Raw genomic sequence first — 18,920 nt, forward strand, 5'->3', positions numbered from 1 at the left:
CGGCTAGGGCAGCGAAGATCCTTGGTTGCGCCTGACGATCTTCAGCACCAGCAAAACAGCACCGATGACCAGCAGCAGGACACCGACGAGAGTTGTGCCGCTGGATTCAAAGGTCACGCCGACCGCGGTCAGCAGGCATCCGATGATGATTGCGAAGAGCCCGCCGAGTTTCTTGATGAGCAGGACGTGTCCGTCACTTGTTTGTGCCACCATATTACGCCTCGCCACTTGATGTCGCGGCCTGCTTGCAAAGTTTGTCTCTCGCCCCATGATCTCTTGTCGCGCAGGCCGCACCGGATCGTACTCCTGTTAATGAGGGTTGCAATCTTGCGTTGATCGCGGGCCGAATCCGATGTCCGCTTTTTGACTAGAGTTCGATGCAAGTGAGGCAGCCGCGCTTACGCATTTTGCGGAGTAGAAATGTTCTGCTGCCACGACCAATGTATCTCTCATCGACTCGTATGGCTGACTTGCAGAATCTCCCTGTGGTTGTAAATTGACTCGACAGGATCATCGGCATCTATTGGTTGATGCGCGTCGAGTTCTAGAACCGAGCCGACATGAGTTGGATCCGTTCTGCGGAGTGGTGCGATGGCGTCGCATTCAGTCATCGATGAGCGGGAGCCGGCATACGTTTCGACCGGCCATCTGCCAAGTCCGGAGGCTGTGCAGTCGCTGGTGAATGAGGCGCAGCGACGCTTCAAATCAAATCGCGATGGCGAGAATTCGCAGGTCTATCCGGCGCTTGCCCGGGTGCCGAGCGAGCTGTTCGGCGTCTGCGTCGTCGGCACCAGCGGCCATGTCTATGGCGCCGGAGACCTCGACTACGAATTCTCCATCATGAGCGTGTCAAAGCCGTTCTTGTTTGCGTTGGTCTGCGAGACCATCGGGCCCGAGGAAGCGCGCGCCAAGCTCGGAGCCAACGCGACCGGGCTTCCATTCAATTCGCTCGCCGCGATCGAACAGGGTAGCGGCCGCACCAATCCGATGGTCAATGCCGGCGCGATTGCGGCCACCAGTCTTGCGCCGGGCGCCACTGCTGCGGCGCGATGGACATTCATCCATGACGGGCTGTCGCGCTTCGCCGGCCGCGAACTGCCGCTCAACGAGGAAGTCTATGCGTCAGCGTCGCAGACTAATTTCCGCAACCGCAGCATCGCGCGGCTGCTGGAGAGCTACGACCGCATCTATTGCGACGCGAAGGAAGCGACTGATCTCTATACGCGGCAGTGCTCGCTCAATGTGAGCGCCCGCGATCTTGCCGTGATGGGTGCGACCTTGGCCGATGGCGGCGTCAACCCAGTCACCAAGAAGCGTGTCGTCGATGCCTCGGTCTGCCATTACGCGCTCGCCGTCATGATCACCGCTGGACTGTATGAGACGTCAGGCGACTGGCTCTACGACATCGGCCTGCCCGGCAAGAGTGGAATCGGCGGCGGTATCGTGGCGGTGTCGCCGGGCAAGGGAGGTTTCGGCACCTTCGCCCCGCCGCTCGATGTCGCCGGCAACAGCGTGCGGGGACAACTCGCGGCAAAATTTCTGTCGCAGCGGCTGGGGATGGATCTGTTCGTATCGCAACCGGAGCAATGAATGCGCAAAAACGATCGGCGGGCCGTTGGCCTGATCGATCGTAACCCCCATCAAGCGGGAGGACGTCATGGCCACGCAGACAATCTCGATCGGCGGCATTCACGGGGAAGAGCGCGTGTCATGGATTCCCATGATTTCGATCGCGCTCGGCCAGATGATCATGTCGTTCAACGTGGCCTCGCTGCCGGTGGCGATGGGCGGCATGGTCACGAGCTTCGGCGTGGCGCCGACCACGGTCGCGACCGGGATCGTGGCGTATTCAATGCTGGTGGCGGGCTTCGTGATGCTCGGTGCCAAGCTCGCTCAGCGCTTTGGCGCCTTGCAGGTGTTCCGCGGCGCAGTCGTTCTCTTCTTCATCTCGCAGCTCATGATGACGTTCAGCCCGACGGCCACGGTCATGATTTCGGCGCAGGCGCTCTGCGGTGCGTCCGGCTCGGTCATTGTGCCCTCGCTCGTCGCGCTGATTGCCGAGAACTATGCCGGCCGTCAGCAGGCCACCGCACTCGGCGTGCTCGGCTCGGCGCGCGCGGCGGCCGGTGTTCTGGCTTTCGTGATCGGCGGCGTGCTCGGGACCTATATCGGCTGGCGGCCGGCGTTTGGCATCCTGATCGCCGCCTCGGCGATCGTCTTCCTGATGAGCTTTCGTCTGAAGCCCGATCGTGGCCGGCCGGACGTGCAGATCGACCTGATTGGCGTCGCGCTTGCCGCAAGCGCAATCATCCTCATCAGTTTCGGCTTCAACAATCTGAACGGCTGGGGCCTCGCGGTTGCGACGGCGAATGCGCCATTCGATCTGCTTGGCCTGTCGCCCGCGCCAATCATGATCGTGCTCGGAATCGTGCTGGGGCAGGGGCTTCTGCTCTGGACGCACCGGCGCCAGGCCGCGGGTAAGACGCCGCTCCTTGCCCTCGAGGTGATCGACTCGCCGGAAGAGCGCTGCGCGGTGTTCGCCTTGTTCGCGGTGGTGGCGCTGGAGGCCGCCCTGAACTTCACCGTGCCGCTCTATATCCAGATCGTGCAGGGACGTTCGCCGATCGCGACCGCGATCGCGATGATGCCGTTCAATCTCACGGTCTTCTTCTCCGCGATGCTGATCGTGAATGTCTATGAGCGGCTGACGCCGCGTCAGATCGGCCGCTCCGGCTTTGCACTCTGCACCATCGCGCTGGTCTGGCTCGCTTTCGTCGTGCGCAACGACTGGAGTGAGGTCCCCGTGCTGTTCGGGCTGGTGCTGTTCGGCATCGGCCAGGGCTCGCTGGTGACGCTGCTGTTCAACGTTCTGGTGACGGCATCGCCGAAGGCGCTCGCCGGTGACGTCGGCTCGTTGCGCGGCACCACGCAAAATCTGGCTGCAGCGCTCGGCACGGCGGTGGCCGGTGCGCTGCTGGTCGGCCTGCTCAGCACCATTGCGCTGGGCAAGATCACGGCGAGCCCGGTGCTGACGCCGGAGCTGCAGGCGCAGGTCGGCCTCGGCAACATCACCTTCGTCAGCAACGATCGCCTGCGTAGCGTGCTCGAGCGCACCAGCGGCACGCCGGAGCAGGTCGCGGAAGCCGTCCGCGTCAACACCGAGGCTCGGCTGCGCGCGCTGAAGATCGGACTCTTGATCATGGCGGGTCTCGCGCTGATCGCGATCGTCCCGGCGGGACGGCTGCCGAACTATCTGCCGGGCGAGATTCCGAGCGATGAGACCACAGCGAAAACGTAAGTTCGAAACCGGGCAGGGGATTTCGCGAAGGAGACCCCCATGAATGAGATGGATCGCCGCGACGCGCTGCGCCTCATGTTCGGAGGCGTGATCGTCGCAGGTGCAGGCGTGAGCCTGTGGCCGCAGGACGCCGCCGCCTTGATGGACGCGTCGCCACTCGATCAACCAGCTTCGACCAGACGCGAACCTGCGGGACGGGTTTATGCGCAATCGACCCGGCCACGGCCTCCGGCTCACCGCCCACCTCGTCGGCCGCCGCCGCGACCGCCGTCATGGCACCGGCGGCGCCGGCGCTGGGTGTGCTGGTGGCATCGAGGCCGCCGTCATTGCGGCTGGCGTTGGCATTAACCGAGGGAGGATGTCATGACGACTTACGATCACAGCGCGCCGATGGGCGCGACCGGGCTGCCACAGCCATCCCGCTGGGTCTGCGTGCTGCTGGGTCTTTTCATGGTGTTCACGGGGCTGATGGTGCTGGGCGACGTTGCCTTCTTCACCGTGATCAGCGCGCTGTTCATCGGCTGGATGGCGATCGCCACCGGCGCCTTCGAGATCTTCCACGCGTTCTGGACCAAGGGCTGGGGCGGCTTTGTCTGGCAGGTGGTGCTTGGCGTTCTCTACATCGCCTTCGGCATCGTTCTCATCAGCCAGCCGCTGACCGGCGCGCTGCTGCTGACCTACGCGCTTGGCGTCGCGCTCCTCGTCTCCGGAATCGTCCGCATGCTGATCGGCATCGGCCGCTGGCAGCAGGGCGGCGGCATCATGCTGGCCTCCGGCCTGTTCGGCGTGCTCGCCGGCCTTGTCATCCTGACCGGCTTTCCGATGACCGGGCTCTGGGTGTTGGGCATGCTGCTCGGCATCGATCTGTTGTCGCACGGCATCGGCTGGCTGACCTTTGCCTGGCGGCCCGTCGCAGCGGCCACATAGCGGCACCCCAGCGCGGAGATTGAACATGTCGGGATTGAGTGCGCGGGCCGGCCTCGCGGTGCTGCTCGCAATGATTGTCTGGAGCGCATCGCCCGCGCCGGCCCAGCAGGATTCTGCCGTCCTGTTCCGCAACGTCAAGATCTTCGACGGCAACAATGCGACGCTCTCGGCCGTATCCAATGTCCTCGTCAGGGATGGCAAGATCGAGAAGATCTCGACCGCGGACATCGCGGCCACTGGCCAGATGATCGACGGCGGCGGCCGGGTGCTGATGCCGGGACTGATCGATGCGCATTGGCACGCGATGCTGGTGAGGCCGACGCCGATGGCGGCCCTCGGCGATGTCGGCTACAACAATCTGCTCGCCGCCAGTGAGGCGACGGCCACGCTGATGCGCGGCTTCACCACCATACGCGACATGGGCGGGCCGAGCTTCGGCCTCAAGCGGGCCATCGACGAGGATCTCGTCGCCGGCCCGCGCATCTATCCGTCCGGCGCCATCATCACCATCACCGGCGGTCATGGCGATTTCCGCCAGCTCACCGATTTGCCGCGAACGATCGGCGGCATGCTCAGCCGCATGGAGCTGATCGGCGGCAGCCTGGTCGCCGACAGCCCGGACGAAGTGCGCGTGCGCGCGCGCGAGCAGCTGATGCAGGGTGCTTCCCAGGTGAAGCTCACCGCGGGCGGCGGCGTCGCTTCGCCCTTCAGTCCGTTGGACGTCTCGACCTTCACCGAGCCCGAGCTGCGCGCCGCCGTCGAGGCCGCCGACAATTGGGGCACCTACGTCGCCACGCACGCCTATACGCCGGTCGCGATCCAGCGCTCGATCGCCGCCGGCGTGAGATGCATCGAGCACGGTCACCTCATGGACGAGGCGAGCGCGAAGCTGATGGCGGAGAAGGGGATCTGGCTCAGCACGCAGCCGTTCCTGGATATGTCCGCGGCCGCCGCGCTCGGGCCTTCGGAACAGGACAAGATGCGGCAGGTGGTTGCCGGCACCGACCGCGTCTATGCGCTGGCAAAGAAGTATCACCTCAAGACCGCCTTCGGCACCGACGTCCTGTTCTCGCAGGCGATGGCGGAGAGGCAGGGCTCAATGCTCGCCGCGCTGTCGCGCTGGTACACGCCGGCCGAAGCGCTCACGATGGCAACGTCGACCAATGCCGAGCTCTTGAGCCTGTCGGGCCCGCGCAATCCCTACCCCGGCAAGCTCGGCGTGGTCGAGGAGGGCGCGTTCGCCGATCTCCTCCTGGTCGACGGCAATCCGCTCGACAACATCGCCCTTGTCGAGGATCCCGCGAAGAATTTTGTGGTGATCATGAAGGGCGGCAAGGTCTACAAGAACATCCTGCCGCGCTGACAGCTGCCCCCAAAAAAGTTGCGGCCAGGCTTTGGGGGAAGCCTGGTTGTTGAAGGTTCCATCAGTGCGGCTGCCCGATCAGCTCCGCATTGCGCTGAACCTTGCAGATGATTGCGGCTGTCGACCGAGATCACAACTTGTGATAGTTTAAGTCATTTCATCACGTAGGACTGGAGGTAGCTATGAATTGGAAGCCACCACGGAAGTCCATCAGCGATCTGAACGCGATCCATGTGCCGAATGAGTCCGGCGACGCAGTTGCTCATTTTGAGTGGCCAGATGAAATCGCCTTTGAATGGGAAGATCTGGTGATGTCCCTGGCGAGGACATTGGCCATGGCGCTGCCAGAGAAAGGTTTGACTCAGGAAGAGCGGTTGCAGCTTGCTCGCTCTGTCGCGATGCCGACTGCTGAGCGTATCAACGTTTTTCTCGAGAAAGAGGAAGCAGAGTTCAGTTTCAGCGATAAGCTCGAAATTCTTGCCGACATAAGGCCTGCGATCTCCGGTGAGGTTGGCGCGGCTGTGGCAGATCTCGTCATGGAGCATTTCAATTGCCACTGGCGGTCGAACGGGAACGACGCTGGTTTCGTCATCGCAAAGGGCGTTGACGTAACCGACGAGCGGATACCGGATTTCGTCTATGATCCGGGCGGCAAAGGCGGCTTCGAGCCAGGGCAACTGATCGCCGTCGAGGCGAAAGGGAGTCTCTCCAAGACCGGCGGCCCACGCCCTGCGATCAAGCGGCTCGCCAAGAAGGCCTTCGGCGGACAAGTGAAGAAGTATCTGGGCGCCAAGGCCGATGGATGCTTGATCGCTGCGGGTTACGGCGTGGCCTATGGATCGGTACCAGGCAGCAGGGAGTCGACCCTCGCTATCGCCAGCTCGCACAGATTTCAAACTGCCCTGCAGCCGCACAAGGTGCCGGCCCCGCTATCGGCCGCGGCGACAGGGCAGCCGGCGCCTGCCGAGGCGGAAGCCGAACTGCACCACGACGAGGAGCAACAGGAGGACCGGTCAAAGATGGATTTGCGAACGGCGCCTCAAATTGAATATCGGCAGGACGAACAGCGCAGCGAGCGCGAAGCGGACGATACAGGTGGGTTGGGCGACGGCGGCGATGATGGTGGCCGCGAGCGCGGCGGAGGACGGCCGCGTGCGACTCCGGCGCGTCGCGTGGCACTAGCAAATTATGAGACGGTGTTTCAACTATGCGGAGCGCTGGCCGCGGCCAGGTCAATTCGCGACATTCTGTCGGACGAGAGAACGCGCGTGGCCGAAACTGCAGACCGGTTTCAGGAATTTTACGAGATCGGGGATGACGAACCGATTCTGATCGGGTCACCCTATCGTTATGCTTGGTGGTACCCGGATCACAGTTTTGGAATCTCGGCAAAATCAGCTGAGGAGATCCTCAAGATCATTGCACAACCGGGAGAACTTCCACCGTCACTCGATCTCAGCGTCGTGCCGTTCGATCGACGCCGTATTCGAGACGGAGCGATCGAGGCTAATTTTCAAGGTGATGGCTTCGCGTTCTTGACGAGTTGGTCGGGCCCCTACAGAGATCGCACCTGGGACCTTCGCGAGGGCGCCTGGGCGGACTAAGGCCCGGATGTTACGATGGAGTGACATCGCGAGCTCGTCTTGACAGCCCATCGCCGCGGCCACGCGCTCTTGCCTCCAAAAAAGTTGCGGCCAGGCTTTGGGGGAAGCCTGGCCGCGCGCGAACCGGTCTGGGACGGGGAGGGGTGGGGATGTGACCGGGTCGCGTAACTCCTTCGCTTATCTCTACTGATCTCTTGCGCTGGCGGTGGAGACCGCCGGCTTGGTATCGCCGAGCGACACCCAGACGTTGGGATCGGCCTGCGACTGGCGCTTGACGAAGCGGTAGCCGGTCTCGGTCCAGGCAACGACGCTCTCGTTCTGATTGTCGAGAACGAACTCGCCCTTGTCGGTCTTCACCGTCAGCACCGCGTGTCCTTCGCCCTTCTTGTCGCGCACGACGGTGATGAGCAGGGCCTCGCGCGGCCATCCGGCATCGATCAGCATCTTGCGCTTCAACAGCACGTAGTCTTCACAGTCGCCGTAACCGTCGGTCGGCAGCGACCACTTCTCGATCACGCCCCAGTGGTCCTGGTCGGTCAAAGGCTTGATGGTCTCGTTGACCCAGCGATTGACCTTGGTCAGGTCGCGCCACGCGGTCTGCGACATCACGATGTCGCGTGGCTGCGTCGGCCCGCCCTGACACTGAGCGGTATTCTCTGCACAAAACTCGACCCAGCCGATCGGCGCACGCGTGGTGTCGCCGAGACTCGCGTAGAGCAGACGGCTTTCACCGGCCTGCGCTGCAGCGCTGATCCCGAAGAGCATGGCGGCGATCGCCACTCTCTTCCCCTGTCCCCTGAAGTCCAACATTGCGGCCCCCGTTTCTTGTTGGGACCACATTTCGCATGGAGCTTTTGAGTTGCCGCTAAGTCAACCAAGTCAAGTCGAGACGAATACAAGTAAAAGGCGCGGAGATTTCGATCTATACTTGAATATAATTCGAGTAAAATTGGAGAATACTGCAATTGATTCAAATTGTAGGGATTAACGCGGAAACGCTGGCGGAACTGCAGTTTCAGTGCGCGAACAAGCTGCGCGTTAACCGGCGTGAGGCCGCAACCGGACGCGAAAAGGCGGCATCCGCATCGCGGAAGCCGCCTTTGAGGCCGAGAAATTAGGGGTTTTGGCGCGCTTTCGCTTTACCGCGCGGTAACGCTCTCTTCGAGTGTCTCGATCGGCTGCGAGTGCAAGAACTCCAGCGCGAAGCCATCTTCGAGGTTTCGGACCACGCGGCCCTGGACCCGGCCGAGCAAAACCGTCGATTTCAGCGGCGGACGGTTCTCCGCGGCGATGGCGGCGCCGGAGAGAGAGAGGTCGATGATGCGGCAGGTCATCTTGGTGCCGTCCTCGAGCGTCAGCACCGCGATCGGGTTGCGCGGCACGATACGGTCGTGGCGGCGGTCCTCCGGCAGGTTGAGGATGTCGCGGTTGGCGAGCCAGGTCAGCTGGGCCGCGAGCTTGTCGCGCTTGCGCGGCGTGGCGCCCACCGTCATGGCGAAGCCGTTGTCGATGATCCGGGTGATCTTGCCCTCGACCCGGCCGATATGGTCGAGATAGGCGACCACGCGGTCGCCGACATTGCCGATGCCGGGCGCGAGCAGCGCGAGCCCGCCGGGCGACATGTTGATCACCTGGCAGGGAAATTCACGGCGATCCGGCAGCATGTAACGGCCGAGCAGGTGAACTTTCACCCGCTGGAAACGCCGACGTTCCTCGGCGGCCGGAAGAAATTTTTTGTTCGCCAACGCCATTTTCACTACCCGACCCCCCGCCCGGGCGGAGTCCGGGACGACCCTAAGGTGCACAGGGTTAATGCCGCGTTATGATTTGGCGCGGCGATGACGCACCGAAACAATGCGTTCAAAAACCCACATCAAGGGCGGGCAGGCCAATACCGCCAGTGCGCCGAGGTCGAGCGCGACCGCCGCCGTCCCCACCGATTTGGCCAGCCACCCCGCCACCGCCGGCCCCAGCATCATCGCGCCGTAGAAGAGGGTGTAAAACACGCCCATGCCGATCGCCCTGGTCTCCGGGACGAGCACGCGGGCGGCGAGGCTCATGATCGGGCCGGCCGGATGGCCGCCGATCAGGCCGATCAGGACGAGGATGGTGATGACGGCATCCGATCGGCTCAGCCAGGCCAGCAGGGCGGCCACGACGAGGCTTGCCGCAATCACCAATATAAAGGGCCGCTTGAAGCGATCGGCGAGGTACCCGCCCGCCGGCACCGAAACCACCGATAGCCACATCACGACGCTGATCGCCGAGCCGGCCGCCGCGATGCTCCAGCCGCGCTCGGCGAGCAAGGAGGGGCCGAACGAGAAGATCATGGCGAAGCCGACATTATAGAGGCCCCAGATCATGCCCGCGACGATCACCGCCAGCAGTGCGAGCGGATCGAGCCGGCCCGAGCCGGCCGCGGTGACTGTTGCGCCCGGCGGCGGCTGGTAAAGCGTGATCAGGACGATGCCGATCGCGCTCAGCGCACCAGTCGCTGCGAACACGGCGCCCGCGCCATAGGCGGTGCCGATCGCCGGCAGCACCAGCAGCGAGATCGCAACGCCTGCCGGCCAGGAGTTGACGAAGATCGCCATCGCGGTCGCGATCTCCTTACCCGCGAACCAGTCGGTGCCCATCTTGGTGAGCTGCACCGTCAGCAGCACGCCGCCGGCGCCGGAGACGAGCCGGCCCGCCATCTGTAGGCCCCAGATGGCGGTGGTGGCCATCACGAGGCTGCCGGCCGTCATCAGCAGCAGGGCCACGATCGTCGTCGGCTTGTCGCCGAGCGTCCGGCCGATCGCGCCGCCCGGCAGCGCCAGCACGACGCCCGGGGTGAAATAGAGCCCGATCAGGAGGCCGATATCGGCGAGCCCGACGCCGAAGGTCTTTTCCAGCAGCGGTGCGACTGCCGCCACGCTCTGGAACTGGAACGCGATGGTGAGGCGAACGACGAACAGGATCGCAAGAATGCCCCAGCGATTGCGCAATGCCTGATCTGCCCAACCTGCTTTTCGAGCGTGCGGTGGGGAGGGACGAGAGTCAACGGGCTGCTAGCCCGCATCTTGGCGCCACCGCGCATCTCACTTACGCTTCACCTCACGCCCGCACCAAACAAACACAACGAACGGGCGCCGAGGAAACAGTTATGCAACAGATCCGCGTCTGCACCCACGCCGGACCGGGCTCAGAGCCCGTGATCAAAACCGTGCCGTGGCCGAAGGTCGGCCGCAAGGGTGCGCTGATCAAGATCGGCGCGTGCGGCGTCTGCGGCACCGATTTGCATATCCTGAAAGGCCATTGGCCGAAGCCGCTGCCCTGGCCGTTCACGCTCGGCCACGAGATTGGCGGCGTCATCGTCGAATGCGGCGATGAATTCACCGAGGATTTCATGAGCAAGCCGCTCAAGGTCGGATCGAAGGTGATGATCCCGCCGCTGATGCCCTGCGGCCGCTGCTATTATTGCGTCCATTATCCGCAGATCGCCAACAAATGCCTGACGCCGGTCTATTACGGTCGCTATCTCGGCTTCGACAAGGCGCCGCACATGTGGGGCGGCTGGGCCGAATACGTCTATGTCGATCTCGACATGCTGCCGGGCACCAAGATCTACAAGCTGCCCGAGGATATGTCGCTGCGGCTGGGCGCATTGTCCGAGCCGCTGACCTCCTGCATCCGCGCCTTCAACCGCGCGACCCGCGCCGGCGGCTTCAGCTGGGGCGATACGGTGGTGATCCAGGGCTCGGGCCCGATCGGCATTTTGGCGGTCGCGGCCGCCAGGGAGATGGGGGCAGGGCGCGTCATCTGCGTCGGCGCGCCGGAAGAGCCGCGCCTCAAGCTCGCGCGCGAGTTCGGCGCGGAAGCGACCGTGAACATCGAGGAGATCAAATCGCCGCAAGATCGTATTGCGCGCGTGCGCGAGATCGTCGGTGGCTTCGGCGCCGATCTGGTGATGGATTGCTCGGGCCATCCGACCGCCGGTCCCGAAGGCATCGAGATGCTGCGTGACGGCGGCACCTATGTCGAGATGGGCCAGTTCACCGATGCCGGCTCGATCGAGACCTCCTGGCACCGCATCTGCACCAAGGACCTCAACGTGCTGGGATCCTGGGGCTTTACAGGCAATGACCTGCCGCTTGGCGTCGACATGCTCTACCGCACCCGCGACAAATATTCCTGGCTGAAGATGCAGACGATCTATCCGTTCACGGAAGAAGGCGTCGCGCAGGCGGTGAAGGACGCGATGGCGATGAAGACGGTGAAGTCGACGATCGTGCCGTGGCCGGAATTGGTGGAATAACAGTAGCCCGGATGGAGCGCAGCGTAATCCGGGGCCGCCGGACCCGCATTCCGCTTCGCTCCATACGGGCTACGAGCCGGAGTTTGGAATGGCTACGATGAGCAACGAACCAACCAACGAACCAAGCCGCACCCGCTCGCCCTTCAGCGCCATCCGCGCGATCGACTACACCGTCATCTTCGTGCGCGACATGGCGGCGATGCGGCGCTTCTATGAGGGCGTGCTCGCCTTGTCCCTGCTGCGCGAGTTGTCGCCGAACTGGATCGAGTACGGCCTCGGTAGCAACACGCTCGCATTGGCGCGACCAAGCCGGACCGCGGCTGATCCGCCGACGCCGACGGGCAGCGCCTCGCTGCAACTGGCCTTCAGGGTCTCCGCAGCCGAGGTCGATGCGTGCGCTGACGAGCTCGTGCGGCAGGGCGTGGCGCTGCTGTCGCCACCGACGAACCAGCCGTTCGGGCACCGGACGCTGTTCTTCCGGGATCCCGACGGCAATCTTCTGGAGATTTATGCCGAAATCTGAGATGGACGGGACCGAATGCCCAAAAAGTTCCTCAGGGAATCCGCGACTTATTCACGTCACGGTGAAACTAAGGCCAAGGTTCCGGCTTTCAATTGACGGGAGAGTTATCGTGAAGCGAATCCTGAAACCCGTCACCTACATCCTGGCTGCCATCTACTTCCTGGTGGATGCGGTGTTCATGGCCGTGGCGCGGCCGATCTCGGGCTGGCTGGCGCGGCATTTCGAATTCAAGCGGCTGCGTGCCTGGATCAAATCGCTGCCGCCTTATCCGTCGCTCGCGCTGTTTTCCGTGCCTGTTATCATCCTGGAGCCGATCAAGCCGGTGGCCGCATACCTTGTCGCGACCGGTCAGTTTCTCAGCGGTGTGTCGGCATTTGTCGGTTGCGAGCTGCTCAAGCTCGTGCTGGTCGAGCGCCTGTTCCACCTCACCCGTGACAAGCTGATGCGGATTCCGGCATTCGCCTGGGTGTACGGGAAGTTCACTGAGATGAAGACATGGCTGCAGGCCACCGAAGCCTGGCGCGCCATCCGCGCCTTGAGCCGCGCCGCGAAAGACTATGTCGTGCGGCTCAGAACAAGGCTCGCGGGCAGCTTCAGCAGGCTCGTGACGTCGAGGGACTAGAACCGCACCCTCTATGCGAGCTTGCGCGCTGCGGCGGTGGCCTTGTCGCCGGTGTCCGGTGTACAATTTTGGCGAGATGGCCGCAAAAGTCCGCCGTTCCAGCCCAAAAGCGCGCCAAAAGCGCCGGGGCTGAGCATCCCGGCCTTGTTCACCCTGTCGCCAAGGCCATGCATCAAAGCCATGGTGATTTGGCTGCTTCTGGCGTAAAGAGCGTCCAAATCAAAATCATCGTGGGTGTGACCGGGCCTTCTGCAGTGACTGCAGCGTCAGGCGCCCCGGCTTTCCGTTCCGCGCCCCGGACCAACCAAGGTTTTCCCTCCCGTGTCCTTTCCGGCCCTGACCCCGCCGCTCGCCCGTGCCTTGGCTGAGCGCAATTACGATTCACCGACCCCCGTCCAGCTCGCCGTGCTCGGCGAGGATGCCGTCGACCGCGACCTTCTGGTGTCGGCCCAGACCGGCTCGGGCAAGACCGTCGCGTATGGTTTGGCTATGGCCAGGGATCTGCTCGATGGTGCCGAGCGATTCGAGCAGGCCGCAGCCCCTCTGGCCCTCATCGTCGCGCCGACCCGCGAGCTCGCCTTGCAGGTCCAGCGCGAGCTGACATGGCTCTACGAGCATGCGCGGGCCCGTGTCGTCTCCTGCGTCGGCGGCATGGACCCGCGCCGCGAGCAGCGCGAGCTGGCTGCGGGCGCCCATATCGTCGTCGGCACGCCCGGCCGCCTGTGCGATCATTTGCGGCGCAACCGCCTCGACATTTCGGAATTGAAGGTCGTCGTGCTCGACGAGGCCGACGAGATGCTCAATCTCGGCTTTCGCGAGGACATGGAGTTCATCCTCAAGACCACCCCGGACACGCGCCGCACCTTGTTGTTCTCGGCGACGTTTCCGCGCGGCATCGTGGCGCTGGCGAAGCAGTATCAGCAGCAGGCGTTCCGGATCGAGGTCGCCGGCGACGAGGGCGGTCACGCCGATATCGAGTACCGCGCCATCCGGGTCGCTCCCGGCGATGTCGAGCATGCGGTCGTCAACGTGCTGCGCTTCTACGAGTCGCCGAGCGCGCTGGTGTTCTGCAACACGCGCGATGCGGTCAGGCATTTGCAGGCGGCGCTGCTGGAGCGCGGTTTCTCGGTGGTCGCTCTCTCCGGTGAGTTGACGCAGAACGAACGTACCCTGGCGCTCCAGTCGCTCCGCGACGGACGCGCCCGCATTTGCGTCGCGACCGACGTGGCGGCGCGCGGCATCGACCTGCCGAGCCTCGATCTCGTCATTCACGCCGATCTGCCAAATGACGCGGAGGTCATGCAACATCGCTCAGGCCGCACCGGGCGTGCGGGCCGGAAGGGCGTCAGCGTCCTGCTGGTGCCGCCGATACGACGGCGGCGTGCGGAGGTGCTGCTGAATCTGTCCGGCATCGAGGCGAACTGGGGCACGGCGCCGCAGGGAGATGAGATCCGCAAGCTCGATCATGAGCGCATGAAGGACGTGTTGTTCACCGAGGAGACGACCGCCGACGATCTTGAGCTGGCGAAGGCCTTGCTGGCCGAGCGGTCGGCCGAGGACATCGCCGCAGCACTCGCGCGGCTCTATCGGGCGCGGCTGCCGTCACCTGAAGACATTCTCGATCCCGGCGAGGCGCGTGGCCGGCCGCGCGACGATCGTGGCCGCGACGATCGGACATCGCGCGATCGCACGCCGCGCGACGATCGAAAGCCGCGCGGCGATGACCGCTCCGAGAGGCCCCGCCCCAAATCGGGGAAATCGTCGCCGAAGCACGGCATGACAGAGGCGACCGTATGGTTCCGCGCCAATATCGGACGAAGAAAGAATGCGGAGGCGCGCTGGCTCTTGCCGATGATTTGCCGTCGCGGCGGCATCGACAAGGGCGACATCGGCGCCATCAAGATCATGGACACCACGACCGAGTTCGAGATTACCGAGCGGGTTGCGGAATCCTTCGCTGCCAAGATCAAGCGTCCGGACAAGGAAGACAATATCCGCCTCGAGCCGATGACGGGTGCGCCGCAAGCGAAGACGGCTCCCGAAGAGCGGTTCGAAGCGCCCAGGCGCGAGACCCGAGACAGCGATCATCGCGAACGCCGCGACGATCGCGCGCGCGACGCCGGTGGCTTTAAGCCAGCCGGAAAATCACACGGCGAGCGCGGGCCGAAATTCGAGGATGCTCCTTCTTTCGGAAAGAAAAAGAAGCACAAGAGCAAGCCTGGCCATGCAGAGCCTTCGGTCGCGCCGTGGCCAGCGAAGGGTGCGCCGGGCAAGAAGGCCAAGAAGAAGCACCGCGGCTGAACCCCGGCACCGTCACGCACGGGGAAGGGGGCTATCGGGTGAGCCCGCGCAGCATGTAGGTCGCGCTCGCGCCATAGGACGAGAGTTTGTCGCGCAGCGCCGCATCCGGTGCAACGCCCTGGAAACCGAGACGCTCCCACAGTGGTTGCGTGCCGTAGACCGAGACCAGCGCAAGCGTTGTGATGCCTGACGATCGCGCCAGCTCTTCGATCTCTGCGAGATAAGCGCGCGCCACGCCGCCGCGGAAGTCGGGCGGCACCGCGACATCGTGCACATAGAGACAGTCTGCGGCATCGGGCAACCGGTCGAGGAACCCGTCGAGCGGCGGAATCTGTTGCTGAATCCAGGGATGCGCGAGGCCGTAGCCTGCGATCTGGTTGCCTGCAGCGAGCACGCAACAGCCGTCCGGATAGAGCCGCATCTTTTCCGCGAATACTTCCGGGCGCTCGGGGAGATCAGGATGGATTCGTGCCGCGATCGCGCTGATCGCGGCGAGGTCTTCAGCGTGCGCGCGGCGCCAATGCGGCTTGCTCATCCCGACTGTTCCGTATCAACCAACGCAATTTATTCCGCCGCGCCGATGTGCGCAGCCAAAAATATCTTTGCGCCATTTTGAGGAATACCGCACGCGGTGCGGCGTCCTACCCATGCGAACCAATTGCATGACAGGAGACACCATGACGACATCTTCGATCCGCCTCGCGCTCACGCTCCTCGCGTCGCTCGCGATGACCTCGGCTGCTTTCGCGGCGCCGCCGGCCAAGACCGGCAAGACCGACAAGGGCAACGTGCTCACCGACGCCAAGGGCATGTCGCTCTACACCTTCGACAAGGACATGGAAGGCAAGTCGGCCTGCAACGGACCGTGTGCGACAAACTGGCCGGCGCTGAAAGCCGAGGCCAGCGATGCCGCCGGCGACGGCTACACCATCATCACGCGCGACGACGGCTCCAAGCAGTGGGCCCATAACGGCAAGCCGCTCTACACTTTCGCCAAGGACACCAAGCCCGGCGACGTCACCGGCGATGGTTTCCTGAACGGGGCTTGGCATCTGGCAATGCCGTGAGCGAGTGCGCTTCCGTCGCCACCTAGACGGCGAGGGCTGGCCGAAACGCGAGAAGCATCGTCGTATGCGCGGGTGCCGTGCAACTGCGGCCGGTTGCGCTAGCTGTAGAACGTTCCGGCAGGCTCAAGCGGCTCTCGGGATCGACGCCTCTCGATAGCTCGATAGTTTGCCGGCACTGATCTCAAGTTGGTGCGCAAAATTGTAGCAACTTTAGAGACGCAGGATTCGCTCTGCGCCGCCGCGTCGCACTAATCGAATTATTTCGAATTGAGAGTCAGAAAGCGAACCGAAGCATCGACTTTCGTCGGTCATAGTTGGCTCCGGCGGGGGCGAGAGCGGCATGTCCGCAGCAGCAACCCACCATCGTGAAAGCAGGGGCACTGATGTCCCGGTGCTGTACGCATCTGGACGCGTCGGGGATTATCTGGTTTCGCTTGAAAGGATGAAAGCCCGTGAGTGATGTCAATGTGAAAGCCGAAACGAATGCCGCCCCGCTGAATGGGACGGCGAACGGAACTACAGACCTCAAGTTCGACATGCCGTTTTTCAACATCCAGGCGATGCTCGGCGATCTCACCGCGCCGGCGGCAACACGGGCCAAGGCAAATTTCGAGCAGATGAAGACGACTTCCGAGCAGATCACCGCGGCCCTTTGCGACGCCTGTTCGACCAATGCCAGGCGTGCCGCCGATTACGGCACCAAGGTCATCGAGATATCCAATGCCAACACCAGCTCCGTGCTGGAATTTTTCTCCCAGCTTGCGGATGCGAGGTCGTTTGCGGACCTCGTCAGTCTCTCCACCGCCCACGGTCGCAAGACCTTTGAAGCGGCTTCCGCCCAAAATCGGGAGCTTTGGGATCTGGCCCAGAAGGTCGCGACCGAGACGGCCGAGCCGATCAAGAACAGCTTCAACCGGGTTCTGCACAGGGCTGCTTGAATCGAAGCGACCGGCCACGTGGATCGGCTGGACGAGCGTCTTCGCGAGAAGAGGCGCCGTCCAGCCGAGGACGGTCAGCCTTGCCGCGAGGTGATGCCGAGCTAGAGGGAAGCCAAGATGGGTATGGTGATGATCAAATGCCCGGAAACGGGCAGCGCAATTCCGACAGGCATCGAGATGGATGGCGAAAGATTTCGCTCCAGTACGGTGTTCTTTTCGCGCACCTATTGCCGGATGTGCGCGGCGACGCACGAGTGGTTCGCCCGAGAGGCATGGGTCTATGAATCGGCCTTGGCGAACGGGAGGTCCGGGGGCGGGCAGCCATACCGCGCCGGCGCGGCGTGAAGGAGCCTTGACGCATCCTGCGACACGATCCGATCGATCCTGCGGCTCATCACCTTGTAGCATTCGCAAGCGACGATCTCGAGCCGTCGCTTGTCGATTTCGAGCTGACCGCGCCGATTGGATTTGATGGCCCTTGATGTTCGAAGTGCGCTCACGACGCGCGTGACCGTGGGGCGCCGAACGCCGAGCAATTCCGACAGCGTCTCCTGGGTCAAGGGCAGCACGTCACCGCCGCCCGTCCGGTCGTGAATGTGAAGCAGCCAGCGAGCGAGGCGCGCTTCGACGGAATGCAGCGCGTTGCAGGCCGCGACGTGCAGGAATTGCGTCATCATCGCCCTGGTGACAATCTGAACCGCGCTTGCAATGGCCGGACTGCGTTCGAGCGCTGCTTGGAATCGCGCGGGCGAGATTTGTAGTGCGGTCCCGGCCACGCGGACAACCGCCGTCAGGGGGGATCGGACCGGACCGAGCGCCGTCATGAGTCCGATGACGCCGTCGTTGCCGATCACCGCGGTTGCGGCCGTCTGTCCGTTCGGCAACTCCATGATGAGGGCAATTGCGCCGCTACAGGGGAAGTAGAGGTGTTCGATCCGGTCGGCCGATCGAACGAGGACTGCGTCGTGCTCGATCGGTACTTTTCGCAAATGCGGTGCAAGCAAAGCGAAGTCGGCCGACGGTAACGCAGCTAGCAGGCGATTACCAACTCTGGTCGCGTGCTCCATCACGGGAATCGCCCCTCGACGGACGCTCGACGGCGAGCAAACGCATCGTCACCGGCCGAGCCGCGTTACCGCGAACTCGCTTGGCACGGCAAACGGACAAACGTGGTTCAGCCGGTAAGGTTCCAATGACGGAGCGTAAGCGCCCCTAACGAAGCCCCTCATACACTATCAGCCCGCGTGCGACCTGCAATTTGCGGATCGCGCGCGGCAGCAATTTCTCCGGCTGGTGCAGATAGCGCCACGAGGTGACGGTGAAGGCGGAAAGCGCGCCGCATTCGTCGTCAAACGGCGCAAGCACGCCGGTTACGCTGACCGGCGTGTGCGGGCGAGCGTTGAAGGGCAGCAGCAGCAGCTCGAGATGGGCCTTGCTACCGTCCTCGCGCGTGGCCGTGATGCCGGCAATGGCGCCGAGCGTCTCGTCGGCGACGATGGTCGCGATTTCCTCGATCTCGCTGCGGCAGCCTTCCGTGAACAGCGCGGCGAAGCTCTGGTCCTTGAGATCGAGGCCTGCGAGCGCGCAGACGCGGGTGCCGGCGACGCGGAACGGAAAGCCGAGCTTCGGCTCGCAGGACAGGACGAAGATGTCGCCGAGCAGCTCGCGCACGGCGGCCGGGTCGATATCGGCCCGATCAGGGGCTCGCGCGCTGCCGCGCTTCTTGTCCCAATACGCAAAGAACGCGCGGTTCGACGGATGTTTCATGACTGACGCTTACCCCTCGGCGCAACCTCATGGGACAAACCTGTCCCGCTTCAGTGCACCTGAGATCCCTGTGTTGTTGTGCAGGAGGGGAATTGCAGCGTCCATGCCGCGGGGGCGTTTTTGGCCTCGCGCGGGCCGCCTTTGCGTCGTTAACGTTAAATTAACTATGCGCTTTGCGTTCGTCCCGCGGCTGCTAAGAGTCTGTCCGAGATC

18 protein-coding genes are annotated in these 18,920 nt (G+C 63.6%); 11 read left to right on the forward strand and 7 right to left on the reverse strand.

Going from position 1 to position 18,920, the window contains the following annotated elements; genetic code table 11:
- Positions 1 to 3: 3 nt before the first annotated feature.
- Positions 4 to 213: a hypothetical protein gene (locus tag FXB38_RS21005; protein ID WP_187435026.1), complete on the reverse strand. Its 210-nt coding sequence runs from the start codon at positions 211 to 213 to the stop codon at positions 4 to 6.
- A gap of 378 nt (positions 214 to 591) precedes the next feature.
- Here FXB38_RS21005 and glsA point away from each other — a divergent pair, with 378 nt between their 5' ends.
- The 5 genes from glsA (at position 592) to FXB38_RS21030 (ending at position 7,192) form a co-directional block, all read left to right on the forward strand.
- Complete coding sequence (gene glsA / locus FXB38_RS21010; RefSeq protein WP_148752882.1) at positions 592 to 1,590, forward strand: glutaminase A; 999 nt, start codon at positions 592 to 594, stop codon at positions 1,588 to 1,590.
- 67 nt (positions 1,591 to 1,657) lie between these two features.
- Positions 1,658 to 3,298: an MFS transporter gene (locus tag FXB38_RS21015; protein WP_187435027.1), complete on the forward strand. Its 1,641-nt coding sequence runs from the start codon at positions 1,658 to 1,660 to the stop codon at positions 3,296 to 3,298.
- A gap of 363 nt (positions 3,299 to 3,661) precedes the next feature.
- A complete protein-coding gene (locus FXB38_RS21020) occupies positions 3,662 to 4,225 on the forward strand; it encodes an HdeD family acid-resistance protein (protein ID WP_148752883.1) in 564 nt (187 codons plus the stop codon).
- Between the two features lie 25 nt (positions 4,226 to 4,250).
- Complete coding sequence (locus tag FXB38_RS21025) at positions 4,251 to 5,588, forward strand: metal-dependent hydrolase family protein (RefSeq protein WP_148752884.1); 1,338 nt, start codon at positions 4,251 to 4,253, stop codon at positions 5,586 to 5,588.
- A gap of 182 nt (positions 5,589 to 5,770) precedes the next feature.
- On the forward strand, positions 5,771 to 7,192 hold the full coding sequence (locus FXB38_RS21030; RefSeq protein WP_148752885.1) for a hypothetical protein: 1,422 nt from the start codon (positions 5,771 to 5,773) through the stop codon (positions 7,190 to 7,192).
- Between the two features lie 183 nt (positions 7,193 to 7,375).
- Here FXB38_RS21030 and FXB38_RS21035 read toward each other — a convergent pair whose 3' ends face one another.
- The 3 genes from FXB38_RS21035 to FXB38_RS21045 form a co-directional block, all read right to left on the reverse strand.
- Positions 7,376 to 8,002, reverse strand: coding sequence for a transglutaminase-like cysteine peptidase (locus FXB38_RS21035; RefSeq protein ID WP_187435028.1), 627 nt, complete (start codon positions 8,000 to 8,002; stop codon positions 7,376 to 7,378).
- A gap of 329 nt (positions 8,003 to 8,331) precedes the next feature.
- Entirely contained in the window at positions 8,332 to 8,943 is a 612-nt protein-coding gene (locus FXB38_RS21040) for a PilZ domain-containing protein (protein ID WP_027536189.1), read from the reverse strand.
- A gap of 69 nt (positions 8,944 to 9,012) precedes the next feature.
- Complete coding sequence (locus tag FXB38_RS21045; RefSeq protein WP_148752887.1) at positions 9,013 to 10,179, reverse strand: MFS transporter; 1,167 nt, start codon at positions 10,177 to 10,179, stop codon at positions 9,013 to 9,015.
- Between the two features lie 158 nt (positions 10,180 to 10,337).
- Here FXB38_RS21045 and FXB38_RS21050 point away from each other — a divergent pair, with 158 nt between their 5' ends.
- The 4 genes from FXB38_RS21050 to FXB38_RS21065 all read left to right on the forward strand — a co-directional run bounded on the left by FXB38_RS21050 (position 10,338) and on the right by FXB38_RS21065 (position 14,935).
- Positions 10,338 to 11,489 (forward strand): zinc-binding dehydrogenase, encoded by a 1,152-nt coding sequence (locus tag FXB38_RS21050; RefSeq protein WP_148752888.1) that lies wholly within the window; start codon positions 10,338 to 10,340, stop codon positions 11,487 to 11,489.
- Positions 11,490 to 11,586: 97 nt separating this feature from the next.
- Positions 11,587 to 12,012: a VOC family protein gene (locus FXB38_RS21055; protein WP_148752889.1), complete on the forward strand. Its 426-nt coding sequence runs from the start codon at positions 11,587 to 11,589 to the stop codon at positions 12,010 to 12,012.
- 109 nt (positions 12,013 to 12,121) lie between these two features.
- Positions 12,122 to 12,634, forward strand: a complete 513-nt coding sequence (locus FXB38_RS21060) for a hypothetical protein (RefSeq protein WP_148752890.1) — start codon at positions 12,122 to 12,124, stop codon at positions 12,632 to 12,634.
- Between the two features lie 321 nt (positions 12,635 to 12,955).
- Positions 12,956 to 14,935 carry a DEAD/DEAH box helicase gene (locus FXB38_RS21065; protein WP_148752891.1) on the forward strand — a complete coding sequence of 660 codons (1,980 nt, stop codon included), beginning with the start codon at positions 12,956 to 12,958 and terminating at the stop codon, positions 14,933 to 14,935.
- Positions 14,936 to 14,966: 31 nt separating this feature from the next.
- Here the strand turns inward: FXB38_RS21065 and FXB38_RS21070 are convergent, their stop codons facing one another.
- Positions 14,967 to 15,470: a GNAT family N-acetyltransferase gene (locus tag FXB38_RS21070; RefSeq protein WP_148752892.1), complete on the reverse strand. Its 504-nt coding sequence runs from the start codon at positions 15,468 to 15,470 to the stop codon at positions 14,967 to 14,969.
- Between the two features lie 142 nt (positions 15,471 to 15,612).
- Here FXB38_RS21070 and FXB38_RS21075 point away from each other — a divergent pair, with 142 nt between their 5' ends.
- Positions 15,613 to 16,002, forward strand: a complete 390-nt coding sequence (locus FXB38_RS21075) for a COG4315 family predicted lipoprotein (protein ID WP_187435029.1) — start codon at positions 15,613 to 15,615, stop codon at positions 16,000 to 16,002.
- A 452-nt stretch (positions 16,003 to 16,454) separates the two neighbouring features.
- Positions 16,455 to 16,940, forward strand: a complete 486-nt coding sequence (locus tag FXB38_RS21080) for a phasin (protein WP_148752894.1) — start codon at positions 16,455 to 16,457, stop codon at positions 16,938 to 16,940.
- A gap of 278 nt (positions 16,941 to 17,218) precedes the next feature.
- Here the strand turns inward: FXB38_RS21080 and FXB38_RS21090 are convergent, their stop codons facing one another.
- Entirely contained in the window at positions 17,219 to 18,010 is a 792-nt protein-coding gene (locus FXB38_RS21090) for a Crp/Fnr family transcriptional regulator (RefSeq protein ID WP_148752896.1), read from the reverse strand.
- A gap of 142 nt (positions 18,011 to 18,152) precedes the next feature.
- Positions 18,153 to 18,707, reverse strand: coding sequence for a PAS domain-containing protein (locus FXB38_RS21095; protein ID WP_148752897.1), 555 nt, complete (start codon positions 18,705 to 18,707; stop codon positions 18,153 to 18,155).
- Positions 18,708 to 18,920 lie beyond the last annotated feature (213 nt).

Source organism: Bradyrhizobium cytisi (assembly GCF_008123515.1).
Classification (GTDB): domain Bacteria; phylum Pseudomonadota; class Alphaproteobacteria; order Rhizobiales; family Xanthobacteraceae; genus Bradyrhizobium; species Bradyrhizobium cytisi.

Bases quoted from the DNA above. Each gene is read 5' to 3' on its own strand.
- FXB38_RS21030 (WP_148752885.1), top strand. From the start codon at position 5,771: ATGAATTGGAAGCCACCACGGAAGTCCATCAGCGATCTGAACGCGATC.
- FXB38_RS21025 (WP_148752884.1), top strand. From the start codon at position 4,251: ATGTCGGGATTGAGTGCGCGGGCCGGCCTCGCGGTGCTGCTCGCAATG.
- FXB38_RS21095 (WP_148752897.1), bottom strand. From the start codon at position 18,707: ATGAAACATCCGTCGAACCGCGCGTTCTTTGCGTATTGGGACAAGAAG.
- FXB38_RS21075 (WP_187435029.1), top strand. From the start codon at position 15,613: ATGACGACATCTTCGATCCGCCTCGCGCTCACGCTCCTCGCGTCGCTC.
- FXB38_RS21040 (WP_027536189.1), bottom strand. From the start codon at position 8,943: ATGGCGTTGGCGAACAAAAAATTTCTTCCGGCCGCCGAGGAACGTCGG.
- FXB38_RS21035 (WP_187435028.1), bottom strand. From the start codon at position 8,002: ATGTTGGACTTCAGGGGACAGGGGAAGAGAGTGGCGATCGCCGCCATG.
- FXB38_RS21005 (WP_187435026.1), bottom strand. From the start codon at position 213: ATGGTGGCACAAACAAGTGACGGACACGTCCTGCTCATCAAGAAACTC.
- FXB38_RS21055 (WP_148752889.1), top strand. From the start codon at position 11,587: ATGAGCAACGAACCAACCAACGAACCAAGCCGCACCCGCTCGCCCTTC.
- FXB38_RS21015 (WP_187435027.1), top strand. From the start codon at position 1,658: ATGGCCACGCAGACAATCTCGATCGGCGGCATTCACGGGGAAGAGCGC.
- glsA (WP_148752882.1), top strand. From the start codon at position 592: ATGGCGTCGCATTCAGTCATCGATGAGCGGGAGCCGGCATACGTTTCG.
- FXB38_RS21070 (WP_148752892.1), bottom strand. From the start codon at position 15,470: ATGAGCAAGCCGCATTGGCGCCGCGCGCACGCTGAAGACCTCGCCGCG.
- FXB38_RS21020 (WP_148752883.1), top strand. From the start codon at position 3,662: ATGACGACTTACGATCACAGCGCGCCGATGGGCGCGACCGGGCTGCCA.
- FXB38_RS21050 (WP_148752888.1), top strand. From the start codon at position 10,338: ATGCAACAGATCCGCGTCTGCACCCACGCCGGACCGGGCTCAGAGCCC.